The 19,142-nt window shown below is 45.8% G+C and carries 18 protein-coding genes and 1 pseudogene; 13 read left to right on the top strand and 6 right to left on the bottom strand.

What is annotated here, in order from left to right:
• Positions 1-20: 20 nt before the first annotated feature.
• The 3 genes from BQ7364_RS13735 (at position 21) to BQ7364_RS13725 (ending at position 3,555) form a co-directional block, all read left to right on the top strand.
• Positions 21-2,045: a BglG family transcription antiterminator gene (locus tag BQ7364_RS13735; RefSeq protein WP_072685243.1), complete on the top strand. Its 2,025-nt coding sequence runs from the start codon at positions 21-23 to the stop codon at positions 2,043-2,045.
• 134 nt (positions 2,046-2,179) lie between these two features.
• A complete protein-coding gene (locus BQ7364_RS13730) occupies positions 2,180-2,590 on the top strand; it encodes a PTS sugar transporter subunit IIA (protein WP_072685242.1) in 411 nt (136 codons plus the stop codon).
• Between the two features lie 122 nt (positions 2,591-2,712).
• Positions 2,713-3,555, top strand: coding sequence for an HAD hydrolase family protein (locus BQ7364_RS13725; RefSeq protein WP_072685241.1), 843 nt, complete (start codon positions 2,713-2,715; stop codon positions 3,553-3,555).
• A gap of 319 nt (positions 3,556-3,874) precedes the next feature.
• On the opposite strand, the gene BQ7364_RS13720 is transcribed toward BQ7364_RS13725, so the two are convergent.
• The 3 genes and pseudogenes from BQ7364_RS13720 to BQ7364_RS13710 form a co-directional block, all read right to left on the bottom strand.
• Positions 3,875-4,141 carry a DUF7660 family protein gene (locus BQ7364_RS13720; RefSeq protein ID WP_083538611.1) on the bottom strand — a complete coding sequence of 89 codons (267 nt, stop codon included), beginning with the start codon at positions 4,139-4,141 and terminating at the stop codon, positions 3,875-3,877.
• A 238-nt stretch (positions 4,142-4,379) separates the two neighbouring features.
• Positions 4,380-4,835: pseudogene (locus BQ7364_RS13715) on the bottom strand (imm68 putative immunity domain-containing protein); the annotation flags it as partial.
• 89 nt (positions 4,836-4,924) lie between these two features.
• Complete coding sequence (locus BQ7364_RS13710) at positions 4,925-5,344, bottom strand: DUF3788 domain-containing protein (protein WP_072685240.1); 420 nt, start codon at positions 5,342-5,344, stop codon at positions 4,925-4,927.
• A 673-nt stretch (positions 5,345-6,017) separates the two neighbouring features.
• Here BQ7364_RS13710 and BQ7364_RS18425 point away from each other — a divergent pair.
• A complete protein-coding gene (locus BQ7364_RS18425) occupies positions 6,018-6,854 on the top strand; it encodes a helix-turn-helix domain-containing protein (protein WP_072685239.1) in 837 nt (278 codons plus the stop codon).
• Positions 6,855-6,888: 34 nt separating this feature from the next.
• Positions 6,889-7,962, top strand: a complete 1,074-nt coding sequence (locus BQ7364_RS18420) for a hypothetical protein (protein WP_072685238.1) — start codon at positions 6,889-6,891, stop codon at positions 7,960-7,962.
• A gap of 45 nt (positions 7,963-8,007) precedes the next feature.
• On the opposite strand, the gene BQ7364_RS13695 is transcribed toward BQ7364_RS18420, so the two are convergent.
• The 3 genes from BQ7364_RS13695 to BQ7364_RS13685 are packed head-to-tail and all read right to left on the bottom strand — an operon-like array spanning position 8,008 to position 10,120.
• Positions 8,008-8,832, bottom strand: a complete 825-nt coding sequence (locus BQ7364_RS13695; protein ID WP_072685237.1) for a PTS system mannose/fructose/sorbose family transporter subunit IID — start codon at positions 8,830-8,832, stop codon at positions 8,008-8,010.
• On the bottom strand, positions 8,825-9,619 hold the full coding sequence (locus BQ7364_RS13690; RefSeq protein ID WP_072685236.1) for a PTS mannose/fructose/sorbose/N-acetylgalactosamine transporter subunit IIC: 795 nt from the start codon (positions 9,617-9,619) through the stop codon (positions 8,825-8,827). Before BQ7364_RS13690 ends, BQ7364_RS13695 begins: the two co-directional genes overlap by 8 nt.
• 18 nt (positions 9,620-9,637) lie before the next feature.
• Entirely contained in the window at positions 9,638-10,120 is a 483-nt protein-coding gene (locus tag BQ7364_RS13685) for a PTS sugar transporter subunit IIB (RefSeq protein WP_006057784.1), read from the bottom strand.
• A 440-nt stretch (positions 10,121-10,560) separates the two neighbouring features.
• Between BQ7364_RS13685 and BQ7364_RS13680 the strand changes: the two genes are divergently transcribed.
• The 8 genes from BQ7364_RS13680 to BQ7364_RS13645 all read left to right on the top strand — a co-directional run bounded on the left by BQ7364_RS13680 (position 10,561) and on the right by BQ7364_RS13645 (position 19,086).
• Positions 10,561-10,923 carry a TnpV protein gene (locus tag BQ7364_RS13680; protein WP_234973189.1) on the top strand — a complete coding sequence of 121 codons (363 nt, stop codon included), beginning with the start codon at positions 10,561-10,563 and terminating at the stop codon, positions 10,921-10,923.
• Positions 10,920-11,186: a DUF6809 family protein gene (locus tag BQ7364_RS13675; RefSeq protein ID WP_072685234.1), complete on the top strand. Its 267-nt coding sequence runs from the start codon at positions 10,920-10,922 to the stop codon at positions 11,184-11,186. The genes BQ7364_RS13680 and BQ7364_RS13675 overlap by 4 nt, the downstream gene beginning before the upstream one ends.
• 150 nt (positions 11,187-11,336) lie before the next feature.
• Complete coding sequence (locus tag BQ7364_RS13670; RefSeq protein ID WP_072685233.1) at positions 11,337-11,546, top strand: hypothetical protein; 210 nt, start codon at positions 11,337-11,339, stop codon at positions 11,544-11,546.
• Positions 11,539-13,110 carry a type I restriction-modification system subunit M gene (locus BQ7364_RS13665; RefSeq protein WP_072685232.1) on the top strand — a complete coding sequence of 524 codons (1,572 nt, stop codon included), beginning with the start codon at positions 11,539-11,541 and terminating at the stop codon, positions 13,108-13,110. The genes BQ7364_RS13670 and BQ7364_RS13665 overlap by 8 nt, the downstream gene beginning before the upstream one ends.
• A 3-nt stretch (positions 13,111-13,113) precedes the next feature.
• Positions 13,114-13,989 (top strand): hypothetical protein, encoded by an 876-nt coding sequence (locus tag BQ7364_RS13660; protein ID WP_072685231.1) that lies wholly within the window; start codon positions 13,114-13,116, stop codon positions 13,987-13,989.
• On the top strand, positions 13,982-15,184 hold the full coding sequence (locus BQ7364_RS13655; RefSeq protein WP_159432816.1) for a restriction endonuclease subunit S: 1,203 nt from the start codon (positions 13,982-13,984) through the stop codon (positions 15,182-15,184). The genes BQ7364_RS13660 and BQ7364_RS13655 overlap by 8 nt, the downstream gene beginning before the upstream one ends.
• A gap of 14 nt (positions 15,185-15,198) precedes the next feature.
• The gene (locus BQ7364_RS13650) at positions 15,199-15,966 is read left to right on the top strand and encodes a hypothetical protein (protein ID WP_072685229.1); all 768 of its coding nucleotides are present in this window, start codon (positions 15,199-15,201) and stop codon (positions 15,964-15,966) included.
• A gap of 12 nt (positions 15,967-15,978) precedes the next feature.
• The gene (locus BQ7364_RS13645) at positions 15,979-19,086 is read left to right on the top strand and encodes a type I restriction endonuclease subunit R (protein ID WP_072685228.1); all 3,108 of its coding nucleotides are present in this window, start codon (positions 15,979-15,981) and stop codon (positions 19,084-19,086) included.
• The last annotated feature ends 56 nt before the right edge of the window (positions 19,087-19,142 follow it).

Below are 19,142 nucleotides of genomic sequence, written 5' to 3'. Positions count from 1 at the left end.
GAACAACAGGAGGTGAACGGATGAAGGAAAAACTGCTTCCGATTCAAATACAGCTGCTCGACCGGCTGAACCGGACTAAGGAACCCGTCAGTTCCCAATTTCTTGCCAACAGTCTGGGCGTTTCCAGCAAGACAATCCGTAAAAACCTCAGCCAGCTGAATCTTGCGCTGAGCGATCAGGGTGCGGCGATCGCCTCCAAAACGGGCAGCGGGTACTGGCTGATCATTGAAGATCGGGAACGCTTCGAGCAGTTTATGCAGAACACATCCGTTCGCCCTTCGCAGCATATCCTCAATCCGATTCAGGTTGACCGCGCGCATTTCATTATCCGCACGCTGCTCTGCCGGCAGGATTACACCCGCATTGAGGAGCTGGAAGATCTGCTTTTCATGAACCTGACCAGTGTCAAACAGATTCTGAACCGGGCTCGTGAAATCCTGAAGCTGTTCGATTTAAAGATCGTTTCCAAAAGCCGCCACGGAATGAAAATCAGCGGCCGGGAACATGATCTCCGGCTGTGCCTGAATTATGAATACGGCAATTATTCCACGACCTCACTGCACCTGGCCCAACCGGAAGAATATGGCCGGCTTTACCGATTTGATCCGCAGATTCAGCAGCGGATTGAGCGGATCATCCGGTCGCTGCAGGAAATGTTCATCAGCTACAACCTGTCGGTCTCCAGTCTGGCTTCCCTGAGCCGGCTGATTCTGATCTCCGCCGTCCGCAGCAAGAACGGTCATCCGCTGGACTATCCTGAATCGACCATTATCCGGTTCACGAACCGGAATTCGTATTACGTCGCCAAGCTGGTGCTGAACCAGTGCGCCGAATTACTTCAATGCACCTTTATCCGTGAAGATATCATTTTACTGGCAATCGGTTTCGTCGGTTTCCGGATCGCGCTGAGTCCGGACGAAATGTTTCGCGACGGGTTTCTGGAAAGCAAGGATATCGCATTCGATCTCGTTCAGCATCTGGCGCAGACCAATCAGTTCAGCTCGATCAACAAGGATATCAAGCTGGTCGACGACATCGCGCTGCACCTTGACGGTTTGTTTACCCGTTCCCGCTATCATCTGCGCACGACGCAGTTTGCCAGCGAGGTGCAGGTGGAAAGCTCGCTGATGTCGCGGAAAATGGCGATGCAGGCGATGGTGTATCTGCATGAGAAGTATGAAATCGAAATCAGCGCGGAGGAAATCACGCGGCTGGCGCTGGTAATCCACCCGGTCTTCGGCCGCTTCCCATGGAAGTTTAAAAAGATCCGCGCCTGCTGCGTATCCAACATCGACAAAAGTGTCGGCCGCGGAATCGCGGAACGATTGATGCGCAATTTCGGCCGGTTCATGGAACAGATCGACGTTTTGGAATTGTATGAATTAAAAGACGCTGACTTAAGCCTGTATGAATTGTTATTTACCTCTTACAGTCCTGAAGAATTAACGTTTCTTCCCAAGTCGCTGACGGTTTTCCAGCTGGATCTGTTCTTTGATGAAAGCACCAAGCGCAAGATCCGTTCCTTATTCGTCAACGGCAATCATCACAGCAATTTCAAGATTCGCAGTGATCTGCGGCCAGAGTTGATCTTTACCGGGGTAGAGGCGGCCAGCGAGGACGCCTGTCTGAAAAAAATCAGTGAATCGCTGAAGCCGGTTCTGTTGGACAGCCCTCAGGCGTTAGAAGAGGACTTGCGTACCTGCGAGGAGATCATGGCGTCACAGCCGCGGGATAACGTCGTCATTCTCAGCGGCCTGCATTCTCACACCGCCAACGTCATCATCGGCGTCTTTGTCCTGAAACGGCCGATCCCCTGGAATCACAGCCTGCATAAAGCGCAGATCATCGTGTATTGGGATCGCGGACAGGTCGCGAAGGATGCGGAACGGTTTGAAAATGAATACGTGCCGCATCTGTTGGAAACGGTGTTTCACGACCGGCTTGTGATCGACGAACTGGTTAAAAATCCGGATTATGAGCATCTGATGGATGTAATTCTGGAATATCATTTCGCGGTGCTGACGCTGGGAAGCAGCTTCCGGTAAATGATTTTCATTCATTTCCGATCATCGGTCTTCATCGGATCCAGACCCCAAACCGGCATCGGCGAGCTGCGGCTGCGCTGCCTTGCGGGCTTCAGCTCATAAAACTGAAAAAATGAAAGAAAGAAGGAAGAATGATGCGTAAAATTGTACTCTTAAGTCACGGCGGGATGGCGAAGGGCCTCCTGAACACCTTAAGTATTTTCACAGCCAATATCGACCAGATCACAGCGATCAGTGCTTATGTTGACGATTGTGATCCCAAGGCGGAACTGGAATCGTTCTGGGCAAGTGTTAACGACGACGATCAGGTCATCCTGTGCACCGATATTCTGGGCGGCAGCGTCAATCAGCTGGCTCTGCCCTACCTTTCCCGGCCGAACACTTATCTGTTTACCGGAATGAATTTTCCCATGTTGCTGCAGCTGACCTGCCTGGATGAAAATGCAACGGAGGCTGAGATCAAAGCGCTGGCCGACGTCGGCAGAGAAGCGGTCGTCTGCATGAACGATTATCAGTTCCCGCAGTATGATGATGAAGATGAATAAGCTGCATACTGAAGCGGAAACGGCGACGGATAAGCGGAAATCTCAACTTCCGTTCAGGCCCGATTTCAGAGTAAAATAAGAAGCAAAGAGAAAAAAAACAGGGGGGGGGAGAAGGAGCGATTATGATTAAATGGATTGTCAGCGATCTTGACGGCACATTATTTGAAGGGCATGGAGAAACGGTCTTTGATTTATGTCCGGCCAATGAAGCGGCGCTGAAAGCACTTCAGCGTCAGGGGATCGAGTTTTGCGTTGCCAGCGGACGGATGATCGGCTACGGTATTCATTTGTTAGAAAAATATGGGTTTCGCGCCATCCGGGCCGCGGGATTTAACGGCGCCGTTTGTTATGATCAGGGACAGTTCGTCGTCACTGATCCGCTGCAGGTCCGCCAGCTTCGCGAAATCGTCGCCATCCTTGACGGCGAGTTTCCGCAATGGACTATGATTCAGGTTCAGGGCATGAATTCCGAACGGATCTTTGCGGATCCTCTTCATCCAACGGCGCAGCGTTACCGAAAGGAATGCGCTGAGCTTGGAATCGGTCAGGTCATGGATTTTACACTGGATGAGTTCCTCAACGATGACCGCGGGATTCTCGCCGGCAAGCTGTCGCTGACGCTGCCTTCGCCGGAAGTCTGTCTTGCGGCCCTTCTGCGGCTGCGTGAACGGCTGCAGGGACAATGCTTTGTCACTCAGAGCGGAAAACAGCTTCTGGAAATTGGAAACGGAGCGGCGCATAAAGGTGTCTTTATCGACTATCTGAAGACCGCATATAAGCTGAAAGCGGAGGAAATCGCGGTGATCGGCGACGCTCAGAACGATGCGGAAATGTTTGCCGGGGCGGGACATACCTTCGCGATGCAAAGCGGCAGTCCCAAGCTGCAGCGCATCGCCGGGCACATCGTAGAATCCGCAGCGGATGCGATCAACTGGTGTCTTGATTATAATGCAAAGCATGCCTGAACTGAATTCGTAAAGCGCAAAGCCATAAACGGCGGCGCTTTTTTTATGGGATCCGGATAAGCGTTCATGTTTGGGTTTCTGCTAAAACATCCGGAAACTGATTTCCACTGAACTCAATTTTAAAACGTTCCTTTTGCTTTTCCGACTCAACAATGAGCTGAGCTTTGAACTAGAAAAGACCTCCGGAACACTGAGCGCTTCGCCGCATTCTTTTCCATAAAAAACAGCGAATGAATTGATTCGCTGCAGTCCGTCAGCTTCAAATTGATTATGTTTTTGAAACCAACGTATTGAGAAGGATGAAATCCGGGCAAAGCTTTTATTCATAGAGCTTTCCCATATAGAGAATTTTAGCCAAAACCTGAAAATCCACTTCCGCCCAGACTATATTCTTGGTGGGACTGGCTGAATCGTCTTCTATCCAGCTTGCCATTTGTTGCAAATAGTCAGGGATTGTCGTATTTTCCCATGCTTCAAGATGTTGTTGATAATCTAAAGACAGGTCTTCAAGAAATTGAATGAAAGCTTCTTTTCCTGAGATCTTGTTAATTTTCTCAACCCATCCGGATTCTTCTTCAGTCTTCATCGAATTCCATTCCTTTCTATGCCGTAGTGTAGCAGTTACCTTGCTTTTAGAGAGCCCGGTTCTCTTTTCTGAGGTTTGCTTACCCACGCTTCATATTTTTTTCAAACTTTGTGATATAAGCCGATTTAATTCTTCCGAAGAGATACCATAACATCGAAGAACATCGTTAAAATCCATCAAAACCTCGGCAAGTTCTTCAATCAGATCTTTTCTTCATCCTTTCATTCTGACTGGCCGCTTACCCAAATAATTCCTTACGCAGATTTTCGCAGTCGCGAGCTATTTCCTTCATTTCTTCCTCTGGAACCATTTCATAGAGATCATGAGCCAGCGGGTCCTTCGACAAATCAGCCAGTGTTTTGTTCATACAAGCTTTTTCCTTGGAAGTGGAAATAATTCGAATTGTACAGTCATCCGCATTGTTTTGAATTAGCCCTAAAGGCACATTGCCATTAACCTGACACTCCAACAAAAGAGCGGCCAGATCGGTTATAAGGCTGATCGAAAAATCAAATTCATGTTCCAGACCGTCTTCGTCTTTCAATTCAAGCGGCCATTCCGTAATTTGGAAGTTCCAATTCAGCTAATCCAGACCTGTATCCGCCAAGATTTCACTTAATGAAATTTCATCTTTCTGCTTTCCAATGAGATAATCCAGCAAAGTCAAACTGTCGTCTGTGCCGCCGATATAATTGCCCCATACTTTTCGACAGCCTTTTCATCTGCCTCTTTTCCATTTATATTTCAATTCCCAGATGCAGGGCTGGTCCAACTGAACCGAAATCATCTGCCTTTGCGAATATCAAGCAAATGAAATATATCGGCATACATTTTTGATTTCTCCTCTAAATCGATCATCAGCCATTTTTGTCCATTCCCCATTTGCGTCTGATAATAAAGCTCTCTTAATTCTGCGGTACATTCTTCCAGAACAGCCTCAACCGCTTCTTTCTCTTTTTGTCCAATAACGATTAAAACGGAAAAATATCCTTTTTCAGGATAGATCGTACATAGATTCTTTCCCGCCTTTCTCCACTTAACATTCCAACCGAATTTCCAACTGCAGGAACTAAATTCTATTTTTTCTTTGCCCTTATATCTGTTTTTAATGTCTTCGCAAAATTGAATAAATAGGGGATTCTTGACGTACTCTCCAATTTCTTCCAAAGTTGGACAAGCGGTTCTGTCCCGGATATCAATCATCAGCTGTTTCTCCCATGCCCAGATTCTTCATCTAAACTTATTATAACTTCCTTGATCTCCCTGCACAATCCGTTATTTAGCGCTTTAAGCACAGCCTCGAAAATCATTTTCCTCACTTGGACCTATGATTTTTGTTTTATTTTAAGTCCCTGCTTTCTTCCTGACTTTCCTCTGCCAAACTCATCCGGAATGTGTTATAGTAACATGCCTCGGGGAAAACAATGTTATAACAATCAGAAGATAAAATCTTACAACACCTCTTCTTTTGCGGCAATGATGCCAGCGGTGAGTGAAAGGAAGTAAGATCTGCAATGTTTCTTCGATGGGCGCAGTAAAATTTTACGGCGTTGTTTGTAAAAAGACTATTTTGCTTCATTGTCTAAATGGCTTAGATCCATCCTTGTCAGACTTTACAGCAGCAGGATCAAATTGAAGTTTGAGAAAAAGCGCCGCGCTCCGGACATGAATCCATTTGCGATATGCCTCGTCATTTTTATTTTGCAGAGCCTGCAGCTGTTCAAAAATTCACTTCCTGATCCCTGCGTTCTTGGAAATACGATCAGGAGAATCGGAAACAAACGAAACCACGAAACGGCCATAATAACCCGTCTGCTCACCATGCACATGCAATAATCCTGAAAATCCTTTATAATGAAGTTCAGGAGAAATAATGATGCTAAACGAACTTGGAAAAACACTTTTGCAGCAAATCGCGGCCTGTCATGATTACATCAGCAGCGAAGAACTCAGTAAAATATGCAACGTTTCGATCAACACGATCCGCAAGGAAATTGATTTGATCAACGATTATCTCCGCGGACATGGCTGCTTCATCGACACCAAGATTGCCTCCGGTTATTGTTTAACGATGGTCCGGCCGGAACAGGCACAGCCATTTTTAGCGCAGATCCTGAAAGAATTCCGCCAGTTTCGCTACTTGAACTACTCTGAATTTTCTACCGCATATACGATTGCGATGAAGCTGTTAACAGCTTCATCCTATACGACGATTGACTCACTGATGAACAGTTTATATTGTTCCAAAAGCACCGTGCTGCGCACGCTGGATTCGACACAGCTGATCCTCGATCAATTCCATCTCGACTTGAAAAACAAACGCAATTACGGGTTATATATTGAAGGTACCGAATGGTCGAAACGAATCTGCCTGATTTTTATGCATAAGGTCTTCGTTCATGAAAATCCGCAGCTTGTCCGCACCAGTATTTTCAACGCGCTGTTTCTCAATCATACCGACTATCCCACGGCAGTCCGCGATTGCGTGCTGCGTTATTTCAGCGCTCAACAGGCGATCACCATTCCAAACATCCACTTTATCAAACTGGCGCAGTATCTTCTGCTTGCCAGAACCCGCTCCCCTTTCAGCAAAGATCTTCACTTGACCCCCCTCCCAGATCCAGCGGCTGCATTCGCTGCCGGTTTATCCAGCTGCCCAGGCAATCTACGCTCAGCTTCCAGTTTATTTTCAGGAAGGCGTAAGCGAAACTGACATTTTATCTTTTGCCGCGCTGATCGCCTGTTGTATGACGATAAGACAGCCGGATTGGATTCCTGACGCAGACCGGCACGCAATTCAGGAGGAAGTCCAGGAGGTTGTCGATTTTATTGCCAAATATTACGAAGTCGACGGCATATTCGACACGATTTTTTATCGGGATTTTGCCTGTTATCTGTACGGCTTGAATTTGAAAAAAGAGTTTGATTTCACTTCCGATTCCGAGAAGCTTCCCGGTTCGACAAAAATCGGCCTGTTATCCGCGGATATCAGCTCGCTGTTCGCTTTGTTTTACAAGGTGAAACACGGCGTGTATCTGCAGGAGGTCGATTTAGTGGATGCCTATTACATCTTCAATTCCGCGCTATTTAAAAATAACACTTATTATAACAAAATGAAATTTGCGGTCGTTTCCCGGCATGGTCGGTATTACAGCGAAAATCTGTCCGATCGAATACGCATGCAGTATGGGCGCTATATCCAATCCATTGACGTGTTGGAATATACGGAATTGTTCAATCATGAGCTTGACGCTTATGACGCGCTGCTTACAGACGTCAACAGACACATCCTGCCGGAGAATTACGCCGGAGCCTTGATCGACTGCAACCTGAATCACATCCAGTCGGATCTCAATTCTCTTTCCACATTTCTGATTCAGCGCTTCAACGCGAAAGCGCGGACCTTGTTCCGTGAAAAGAACTTCCACAAATGCAGCTTCACCTCGCAGATGCAGGTCTATGACGCAATCTACAAGCTGTATCAGAATGAAATAGGCGATTATGAACATTTCATCCATGATTTAAAGATGCGCAGCAGCTTCATCAGCTATGAGAAGGAAAAGAATATCATCCTGATCACGCCGCTGGCGCTGCGGATCGCGCAGCCGGTCTTCGAGGTGTTCGTCAACAAGAAGCCGATGCTGTGGGAACGGGCGAAAGCGAGCGTCTACATCTTTTATCAACAGGGCAATGGAAGCAAAGAGAACGTTCAGATCATTTCCTACCTGCTGAAGCAGTTCATCCATCAGAACGAGCTGTTTATCAACACTCTGTATGACCGCTCCTATAAGGATGTCGTCGGGATTTTCCATGTGCTTTAAAAAAGGCTGTCACGGGTTGGAATTTGCGTGACAGCCTTTGGTTTTTTAGAGGATGCCGAAGAAAGCGAGCACGACGCAGGCGCCCATGATCATGAAGATCAATTTCGTCGGCGACCAGCCCTTCTGGACCTGGGAGAAGCTCCAGCCCCACAATAACAGGGAGAGCAGGCCCGGCATAATCGAGTCCAGCATGCCCTGGAAGTCGATCGTCGCACCGCCGATCACCGGCTGCAGCGCAATTTTGATCGAAACGTTCTGCGCGATCAGCGCGCCGACCATGATCGCACCCAGGATGCCCGCTGCTTCCGTAATTAACGGAACGATGCCGCGTTCAAAGGCTTCCGTGATCAGGCTGGTGCCGTAGCGGTAGCCGGCCGTTAAGAAGATATATTTGTAGACCAGCAGCAGGCAGCCGTACAACAGGACGAACAGAATGACGCCCAGCAGACTGCCGTTGGCGGATAATCCAATACACAGACCGGCGATGATGACGCGGTAGCAGTTGAAGAAGAAGCTGTCGCCGATGCCGGCAGTCGGTCCCATCAGGGACGCTTTCAGCGTGGAAATGGTTTCCGTAATATCGTCTTCCGGATGTTCAGCCTGCTGCTTTTCCATCGCCAGCGCGATGCCGACCAACAAACCCAAGAATACCTGATGGGTATTGAAGAATTCGCCGGCGTGGCGGTAGAAAGCCTTACGGCGGTCTTCGGGATCGTCATAGAACATTTCCAATCCCGGCGCCATCGCCATCGCGAAGCACTTGGACTGCTGGGAAACCTTACTGCTTGCCATATTGGTGCCTAAGGAGAAGTAGAACGATTTATTCAACATTTTCCGTTCTTCCGGAGTCAGTTTCGGCGCCTTATTCATAGAAATCATCCCCTTCCTGAGCATTCGTGCCAATCGCCGCGGCAGAGCGGCTCTGCGCTAATTTATAGCTGTTCTGGAAATGCGCGAAGGCAATGACGATGCCGATCAACGCCAGCGGCAGCGTGCCCAGCGCCAGATATTTGACGGCGACAAAACCGAGAATGACATACATGACGGTTGTTGTTCCATTCCAGATCGCCTGCGTCGTCAAGCATAAGCCGACGACTACCAGCATGTTCGCGGAAGCGTTGAGACCATTGATGATAAAGGCCGGGCAGATCGAGATAAACGTCTGCAAACCCGCTTCGCCGCCCAACGCGACCAAGAAGACGACGATCGTGTTCAGCAGCTGAGAAACGAAGATGACCTGCATCCACATGGCGATGCGGAATTTCTTAACATTGCCGGTTTCCGCAATTTTCATAAACCACGGATGTAGCGCTAAGGCAATGGCCTGCGTGAACGGCTTCACGGCGTTGATCAGCGTGCCGACGGTAACAGCCAGCGCCAAGCCGACGCCCTGATCCGCACCGGACAGAACAACAAAGCCGACAGCCAGAACGGAAGCGGCCTGATAGTTGGACGGTGCTTCGCCGCCAATGGCGGAGACGCCCATGTAAACAGCTTCCAGTTCAGCGCCAATGATGACGCCGGTGGTGATATCGCCGCACATTAAACCGGTTAATGTACATAAAACTAACGGACGGGTAAACGTTTGCCATCCCAGCCAGTTGTCAGCAACCTGCCATAAGAGATAGGCGAACGCGATCAATAATGCGTTGGTCATGAGGAACCCCCTTTTTCTTTAAAGTTTGGAAACGATCTCGGCGAAGTTTTCAATCGGATTGGATGGAATCAGCTGTGAGAATACATGCCCGCCGATCTGGGCCAGTTCTTTGAAATAGACCAGATCTTCCGGATCGGAATTGACTCCCCTTGTCAGATTGACCTTGTTGGCGGATTTTTTCTTGACGTAGTTGGCGACGTTGACCTCCGTGATCGGCAGGGCTTTGACCAAAGCGACCGCGTCTTTCGGATTGTCGACAATGATCAGCACGCGCACCGTGTCCACGCGCGGATCGGACAGCAGCTTAATCGCGTCGGGAATCGTCTTCACCGCGACCTTTTTGCCTGCAGGCGCCGACATCAGCAACGTCTGGGTGGTCAGCGGATCCTTAGCCAGCTTATCGCTCGCGACGACAATCCGGCTGACATCGAGATAGCGTGACCAGGCAGTGGTAATCTGTCCATGGATCAGACGTTCGTCGATTCTAAGTTGAACAATCATTCTTCCTTTCCTCCTCTTTTTTCATCAGCGGTGATTTCCGTTGATTTCAACATCATCATTATACTTAAAGCGCTTTCACCTAAAATTTCAAAAAGTAATAATTAATGGACGCTTTTTGTGAACTTTTCATTCTGAGATCTTAGTTGTGACTTGAATCAAGCTTTCTGATTTACGGCATCAACCCCAAGGTGAAGAAAGAAGCTGAGAAATTTTGATCTTCCTGTTCAGCCTGATCTGGATTTCTGATTTCCAATGCCCAAAACCACAAAAAACCCAGCCTCGGGTAGTTTCCAATAAGACAGTATGAGAACATTACTGACATAGGGTAGCTGCCGTACAGGAGTGCGACAAGAAAAATTGGCGATACTTGGTTTTCACAACCAGGTATCGCCTTTTTCTATCGTTAACAGAATGTTTGAATCTTATTGGAGGTACATATGATGCAGGAACTCAACTATATCCGTTGCGGTGATTACTATATTCCCGATATTCGTTTACCGGAGGAAAATAGACCTATTGGTCGGTGGGGACGTATGCACAGAGATTATATCAAGGAGCACAACCCTATCCGCATCAACGATCTTTGTCTCAGCGGCGAATTGTGGACGTACTTGGCTGACTTGAACGAACAGGCACAAAACCGCCTTGAACTTATCATTGAGCAAATAAAAGACTCTGAGGGCATGACAGAGCGCATGAAGCAGCACGATCAGATGGCGTGGGTTGGAGCCATGAATAGCATCCGCAACCGAGCCGAGGAAATTGTTCTGCGTGAGATGATCTATGAGGAGGATGCGGTATGAGAATCCTCGAAGAATTTTGGCACGGCAACATCGAGCCAACCGAATATGACACGTCCTCTTACAAGGAATATAAAAAGCTGCTGGAGCTGATTTGCAGGAATGAAGAAAAGCTCAAAGCCACTATGACGGACGAGCAGAAAGAACTGTTTGAGAAATATACCGATTGTGTGCGAGAGCATCAAACCAATACAGACTGTTTGATTTTCCAGAATGGCTTTAAGCTGGGCGCAAGAATGATGTTGGAAGTCATGGAAGAACTCTAATTTCACAAGTTGACGAAGCCGCTCTATGTTGCTTTTATGGGTAGCATAGAGCGGCTTTTTTCTGCGTTTTCCTCAGTTCTATTGACTTTTTCACTAAAATATGATATCATTATATCGAGATATAATGATATCATTTGGAGGTGGCAAGTGATGCAGAAAACAGATCTGAAATCGGATCGTGATAAGCAGGTACAGGTGCGTTTACCTGCGTCACTACACAAGCAGTTGAAATTGGCACTAATACAGGATGATAGCTCACTTGCTGATTTTTTCAATGAAGCGGCAGAAGCCTATCTGAAAAATCCTGACAAATACAGAAAAACAGTTGGAAACATAAACGGAGGAAAGAGCAATGGCTGACATTAGAAAAGATCAAGAAAGAGATGAACTCCATCGTGCAATATGGGCGATTGCTGACGGCCTGCGTGGAAGCGTAGACGGATGGGACTTCAAGTCCTATGTGCTGGGCATGATGTTCTATCGCTATATCTCTGAGAATCTGACCAACTATATTAACGAGGGTGAGATTGAAGCCGGCAATGAGGGCTTTGATTATGCCTTACTGTCTGACGAAGATGCAGAACAGGCTCGTGAAGACATGGTCAAGACAAAGGGCTTTTTCATTCTCCCCTCCGAACTTTTCTGCAACCTCAGAAAAAAGGCTGCGGGCGATGAAAACCTGAATATGACGTTGGAAACGATCTTCAAAAACATTGAGGACTCCGCCAAAGGCAGCGAGAGCGAAGATAATTTCGCAGGCCTGTTTGATGACATTGATGTCAACAGCAATAAACTGGGTGCCACCGTTGCCAAGCGTAATGCCAATCTCGTCAAGTTAATTGAGGGCGTTGCGGACATGAAGCTGGGCAACTACAAGGACAACTCCATTGATGCTTTTGGTGATGCTTACGAATACCTGATGAGCATGTACGCATCCAACGCAGGAAAGAGCGGCGGCGAATTCTTCACCCCGCAGGAAGTTTCCGAACTGTTGACCCGCATTGCTGTTGTAGGAAAGACTGAAGTAAACAAAGTCTACGACCCCGCCTGCGGCTCTGGTTCGCTTCTTTTGAAAGCAGCGAAGATCCTTGGCAAAGAGAATGTTCGTCAAGGTTTCTATGGTCAGGAGATCAACCTCACCACCTATAACCTTTGCCGTATCAATATGTTCCTGCACGATATTGACTACGACAAGTTTGATATTGCACATGAGGATACTCTGCTCAATCCGCAGCATTGGGACGATGAACCCTTTGAAGTCATCGTTTCCAATCCGCCCTACTCCATCAAATGGGAAGGCGATGATAACCCTGTTTTGATTAACGATCCCCGCTTCTCTCCTGCCGGTGTACTTGCACCTAAGTCCAAAGCTGACCTTGCGTTTATTATGCACTCTTTGTCTTGGCTTGCTACTAACGGCACGGCTGCGATTGTTTGTTTCCCTGGTATCATGTACCGTGGTGGTGCTGAAAAGAAAATCCGCCAGTATCTGATCGACAACAACTTTATCGACTGTATCATCCAGTTGCCGAGCAATCTGTTCTTTGGAACTACTATCGCTACCTGTATTATGGTTTTGAAGCGCAGCAAGGCTGACAACCGAACCCTGTTCATTGATGCTACTAACGAGTGCGTAAAGGTAACGAACAACAACAAACTAACCGACGGCCCTGACGGAAATATCGCACATATCGTTGATGCTTTCGTTTCTCGTGCGGATAAGGAGCATTTTGCACGCTGTGTTCCTTACGAAGAAATCGTGGAACAGGACTATAACCTTTCTGTCAGCTCCTATGTTGAGCAAGAGGATACCAGAGAAGAAATTGATATCGTAAAGCTCAATAAGGAGATTGAAGAAATTGTTGCAAGGGAGCAGGTGCTGAGAGCAGAAATTGCAAAAATCATTGCAGAATTAGAGGGATAATTTATGAGACTCAGCAGTAGATTATCTGATAAAAGTAAAAACCACGGTGAAATCGAATCTTTCATTGATTGGGAAAAGTACACGATTTCTCCTGAAGAATCGGAAGATCTTCAATTGATCTCTGCCGGTGATTTCATTGATATTCAGATTGGTAAAATCACCTTGCCGTTTTACTCAACCAAATGCAATGATAGTGTTTCTTTTGTATCTCCCAAAAATCTGCATTGCCTGATAATCAGTGAGAAAATGATCAGCATTGATTGCCAGTTGCAGTGCATGGATTATGATGATAGTAATCAAGCGTGCAAAGAGTGCAGCCACTGCATCCAAGCATGGTTTTTGGTAGGAGCAGACGATATTTTTTCGGCAACGCCCAACGTCTATCTGATCAAGCAGAATTTCAAGCTACCTGCAAACATAAAGCTGCCAGTTGAAACAGAAGACAAATTTACTGAGTGGTTGGCAAAAGCGGAAATTGCGCACAAAGAAAGACTTGGTGCCGGTTCAGTTATTTATCTAAGATCTATCTTGGAACAGATTACAATAAAAGTGGGCAATGATGCAGGCGTTGATATTTATCAACCTAACGGTCGTACCAAACCTTTTAATCAGGTGTTACAGGCCGTAGATGCCCAATGCTCTATCATCCCAACGATTTATTCAGATAACGGTTATAAACTCTTTCAAAAGCTGAGTGAAATTGCTCACGGTAACTCTGATGAGGAAACTGCTTTGAAAGAGTATGAACCTTTGCGCAGATTGGTTGTTGGCGTGATTGAGAACGTTAGAAAAAACGAGGAAGAAATTAAACGAAATGCCGAAATCAAGAAGGCATTGGCGGCAATAGGATTTAGCAATGGGGGTGAGCAAAGTGAATAAATTAAAGGACTTGATACATGAGCTTTGCCCTAATGGTGTTGAGTACAAAAAACTCGCAGATTGCTGTGTGTTGGAAAAGGGAAACACGCCCATTCAGAAAGCAATACCTGGAGAATTTCCTTTAGTTGTGACAACCGAAGAACGCAAGTCTTGCAATACATATCAGTTTGACAAACCAACTGTTTGTATCCCGTTGGTTTCGTCCAGAGGTCACGGTGTTGCGTCTTTGAATAGCTTGTATTATCAGGAGGGGAAGTTTGCTCTCGGTAATATCCTTTGTGGTGTTACTCCTGTTAATAGTGATGAGCTGTCTGCAAAATTCCTGTTCTATTACTTGAATCATAAAAAGGATACTCTTATTGTTCCGCTCATGCGAGGAGGAGCAAATGTATCTCTTACAGTTGATTCTTTGAAAAGAGTCAAAGTTCCGGTCCCTCCGATATCTGTCCAACGCGAGATTGTTCGTATTTTCGATAAGTTTGAATCTCTTGGTAATAACCTTGGACTTGAACTTATTGCAAGGAAAAAGCAGTATGAACATTATGCGGATTACCTGTTCGTATCTGATATTCCCCCAAACGAGTGGATGGCCGTTGGAGAAATAATTATTTCTCTCAAGACTGGACTCAATCCTCGACAGAACTTCAAATTGAATGTAGGCGGTGATAAACCATACATCACAGGAAAAGACATATATAACAATTCGATCAATGTTTCTGATAAAACAGATCTCATTACAGATGATGTTGTTTTACTAATTAACCGCAGAGCATGCTTGGCAACTAACGACGTCCTTTTTGCGAGTACGGGTACTGGAACTGTTGGAAGAATGGCCGTGGTAGACAACTACGACAATACATGGGCTGTAAGTGAAACCATGTTTTGCCTAAAACCCAAAGTGGATGTTATTAACCCATACTATTTGATGTACGCATTGTATACACAAAGTGCCAAAAGACAATTCGAACCCAAAATATCCAAAGGTTCAGTTCCGCATCTGAAAGTAAAAGACTTGCTTGATGTAAAAATTCCCGTACCAAACCTAACAGAGCAAGAACGAGTTGTCGATTTGGTGAGAAAATTTGATGCATTATGTAATAATGTTTCCACCGGTTTGCCTGCAGAAATCGAAATGAGGCAAAAACAATATGCGTATTATCGAGACAAGCTTCTAACTTTCAAGCAGATTCCTTGAGAAAGGAAATACAAATGGACAAAACACTTACTGCAAAATTGCTTCCTGCAGCACTGATCTGCAAAGGCTACATAACCGGAATGGCAGATTGCGATTATGAAATTTATCTGCGTGAAATAGTCAATGCATCTGCGTATTTCAAAAGCAAGTCCAACGGATTGGTGTATACAGCGCCACCGGACGAATCTCATGGTGAATGGGATTGCATTTCTGAAAACTATTCCCTTGATTTCAAGTTAATTGCCAGCGAAACTTCGCTGCGGGCCAGAAATTTGTTTTCGGGCAGAATTTATCAAATGGCAGAAGGTGTTACTGCTTATTGCGGTCCTAAAATAGAGGCCGATAATCCCAAGTACAAACCTATTCAGGCAACACGCATCTTTGCGGCATTGAGATCAATTGATCTTGCTGAATTGAAGTCAATTCGAAACAGTAAGGAGAAAAAGCAAGGAATCGAAACTGATATCAAAGCCTTATTGGATACACTTGAAACTCAAAAACACATTTTAATGTTCTTTCCGTATGAGTTTTTTACGGAAACCAATAATGACTTTTCTGCCGTGGTAGCAGATATTATCGAGGCCTTGACACAAGATTTCTCCGAAGTATTCAAATATCGTAAGGATGTTGCCGCACAATTCGATGTGTACTTCACATTCATATATGCAGGACATTTCGTGCTTGCTGAGGTATGCGGAAACGAACTAAAGCTTGTGGAAACCATAAAGGAAACATCCAGCCCGACTTACATGAAGATTAAATCCTATACAGAATGGGGGTAAGGAAATAATACGATGAGTACATATAACATTGTGCTTTCAACCAATGAAAGTACCGTTGTAACTGAATATGAGCCGCAAGCGAAACGTTCCGATGCGTATCAGAGTGAAGCTGCTTTGGAGGCAGCCTTCATCAAAATGCTTGGCGAACAAGGTTATGAGTACGTGTCCATTCACAACGAAGAAGATCTCGTGCTTAACCTTCGCAAGCAGCTTGAGCGCCTTAACCAGTACAGCTTCACCGACAAAGAATGGGAGACATTCTTCAAATCTAAGATTGCCAATGCCAACGAAGGTATCGTAGAAAAGACTCGTAAGATTCAGGAAGATTATGTACAGAACCTGACTTGCGAAGATGGCAAAACTCAAAACATCTATCTGATTGATAAAAAGAATATCCATAACAACCGTTTGCAGGTCATCAATCAGTATGAAGAAGGTGCCGGCAATCACGACACCCGATATGATGTGACGATTCTTGTGAACGGTCTGCCGTTGGTTCATGTGGAGCTGAAACGCCGTGGTGTTGCGATCAAGGAAGCATTTAACCAGATCAACCGCTATCAGAGAGACAGCTTTTGGGCAGGCTCCGGGCTTTACGAGTATGTGCAGATTTTTGTCATTTCCAACGGCACATTCACGAAATATTATTCCAATACCACGAGAGCAAGCCATATCAAGGAGAATGACGGCAGCAGCAAAAAACACAGCAAGAAAACTTCCAATAGTTTTGAGTTCACTTCCTATTGGGCAGATGGTAACAACAGAGTCATTGCAGACCTTGTTGACTTTACAAAAACGTTCTTTGCCAAGCATACTCTGCTGAATATTCTAACAAAGTACTGCGTGTTTACATCTGAGGAATTGCTGCTTGTCATGCGTCCTTATCAGATCGTTGCAACAGAACGCATCTTGAACAGAATCGAGACATCCTCCAACAGCAAGAAAACCGGAAAGATCGAAGCAGGCGGATACATTTGGCATACTACGGGCAGCGGTAAAACCCTCACCTCTTTCAAAACGGCACAACTCGCTACCAACTTGCCGTACATTGACAAGGTACTCTTTGTTGTTGACCGCAAGGACTTAGACTATCAGACCATCAAAGAGTATGACCGATTTGAAAAAGGTGCTGCCAACAGCAATAAGAGCACAGCGATTCTGCAAAAGCAGCTTGAGGACTCTACTTCTCGAATTATTGTAACTACAATTCAGAAGTTGGATGTCTTTATTCAGAAGAACCCCATGCATCCCATTAGGGATAAGCATATTGTTTTGGTGTTTGATGAATGCCATAGAAGCCAGTTCGGTGATATGCATACGAGAATTGTGGGCGGTCAGATCAAAAAAGGTGAAAAGGTTGTTAAAGTACACAGATACTTTAGAAACTATCACATCTTTGGTTTTACGGGCACTCCGATTTTCTCGGTCAATGCAGGTACTGGCGGAAATCCAAATCTGAAAACTACTGAGCAGGCATTTGGTGATAAACTCCATACCTACACCATCGTTGACGCCATCAATGACGGAAATGTTTTGCCGTTCCGCATTGACTATATCAATACGGTAAAGCAAAAGGACGGAAAACAGGATAAGCAAGTTGCTGCTATTGATACCGAGGAAGCCCTTGCTTCTCAGGAACGTATATCCGAAGTTGTGAAGTACATTCTGGAACACTTTGACCAAAAGACTATGCGAAACTCCTATTACAGTCTTAAGGGTCAGCGTGTGAATGGTTTCAACTCCATGCTTGCAGTCAGCTCCATCTCCGTTTGCCAAAAATACTATCTGGAACTGAAAAAGCAGATTGCAGAACAGCATCGTGATCTGACGATTGCCACCATCTTCTCGTTTGCCCCCAACGAAGCAGATAGCGCAGATGGCATCTTGGATGATGAAAGTTTTGATACCGATGGACTTGACCAGAGTTCTCGTGATTTTCTGGACATGGCGATTGACGAGTACAACAAGACTTTCAAGACCAACTTTGACACATCCAGCAAGGGCTTCCAGGACTATTACAAAGACCTCTCTGACAAAGTGAAAAAGCGTGAAGTTGATTTGCTTATCGTGGTCAATATGTTCTTGACGGGCTTTGATGCAACGACACTCAACACCCTTTGGGTAGACAAAAACTTGAAAATGCATGGTCTGATTCAGGCGTTTTCAAGAACCAACCGCATCCTGAACTCCGTTAAGACCTTTGGTAATATTGTCTGTTTCCGTGATCTTGAAAAAGAGACAAACGAAGCCATCGCCTTATTCGGCGACAAAGAAGCCAATGGCATTGTTCTTCTGAAATCCTACGAAGACTATTACTATGGCTGTGTTGACGACAAGGGACGTGAGCAGAAAGGCTACGAAGAGCGTATCGCAGAGCTACTGCAGAAATACCCATTGGGGCAGCCTATCATCGGCGAGCAGAATAAAAAAGATTTTATTGTTCTGTTCGGTAATATTCTCCGTCTGAGAAATATCCTGTCAGCTTTTGACCGCTTTGCCGGAAACGAAATTTTGTCTCCTATCGATTTCCAAGACTACACTGGTACATACCACGATGTGTACGATGAGATCAAGCCGAAGCCGGGAAGCAAAGACAGCATCATGGATGATGTTGTCTTTGAAATGGAACTTGTCAAACAGGTTGAAGTCAACATCGACTATATTCTGATGCTGGTTGCGAAATACCATGACGGCAACTGCGAAGACAAAGAAATCCTCGTTGCGATTGATAAGGCGATTAAGTCGAGTTTGCAGCTCAGATCGAAAAAAGAGCTGATCGAGAACTTTATTGCTACTATCAACACCAAAACCGATGTCAATGCAGATTGGCAGCGTTTTGTAAAAGAACAGCGTGAAACCGATATTCAGGCCTTGATCGCAGAAGAAAAGTTGAAGCCTGAAGAAACCAGAAAGTTTGTTGAAAACGCTTTTCGTGATGGCGTACTCAAAACAACAGGCACAGATGTTGACCGTCTGATGCCGCCCGTCTCCCGTTTTGGTGGCGGTGGTTCACGTGATAAAAAGAAGCAGACAGTTATTGAAAAACTGAAAGCATTCTTTGAAAAGTATTTCGGGCTGGTCAACGCTGGGGAATCTTTTGCGGAAGACAGTAACAAGTAAGCACAATTCACAAAAGGCACTAACTGATGCGGTTAGTGCCTTTCTTCTTTTGCGAA

This window comes from Holdemania sp. Marseille-P2844, assembly GCF_900120005.1.
Lineage (GTDB): Bacteria > Bacillota_I > Bacilli_A > Erysipelotrichales > Erysipelotrichaceae > Holdemania.
The sequence above is the reverse complement of the archived record's forward strand: the minus strand, read 5'-3'. Positions and strand labels throughout refer to the sequence as shown.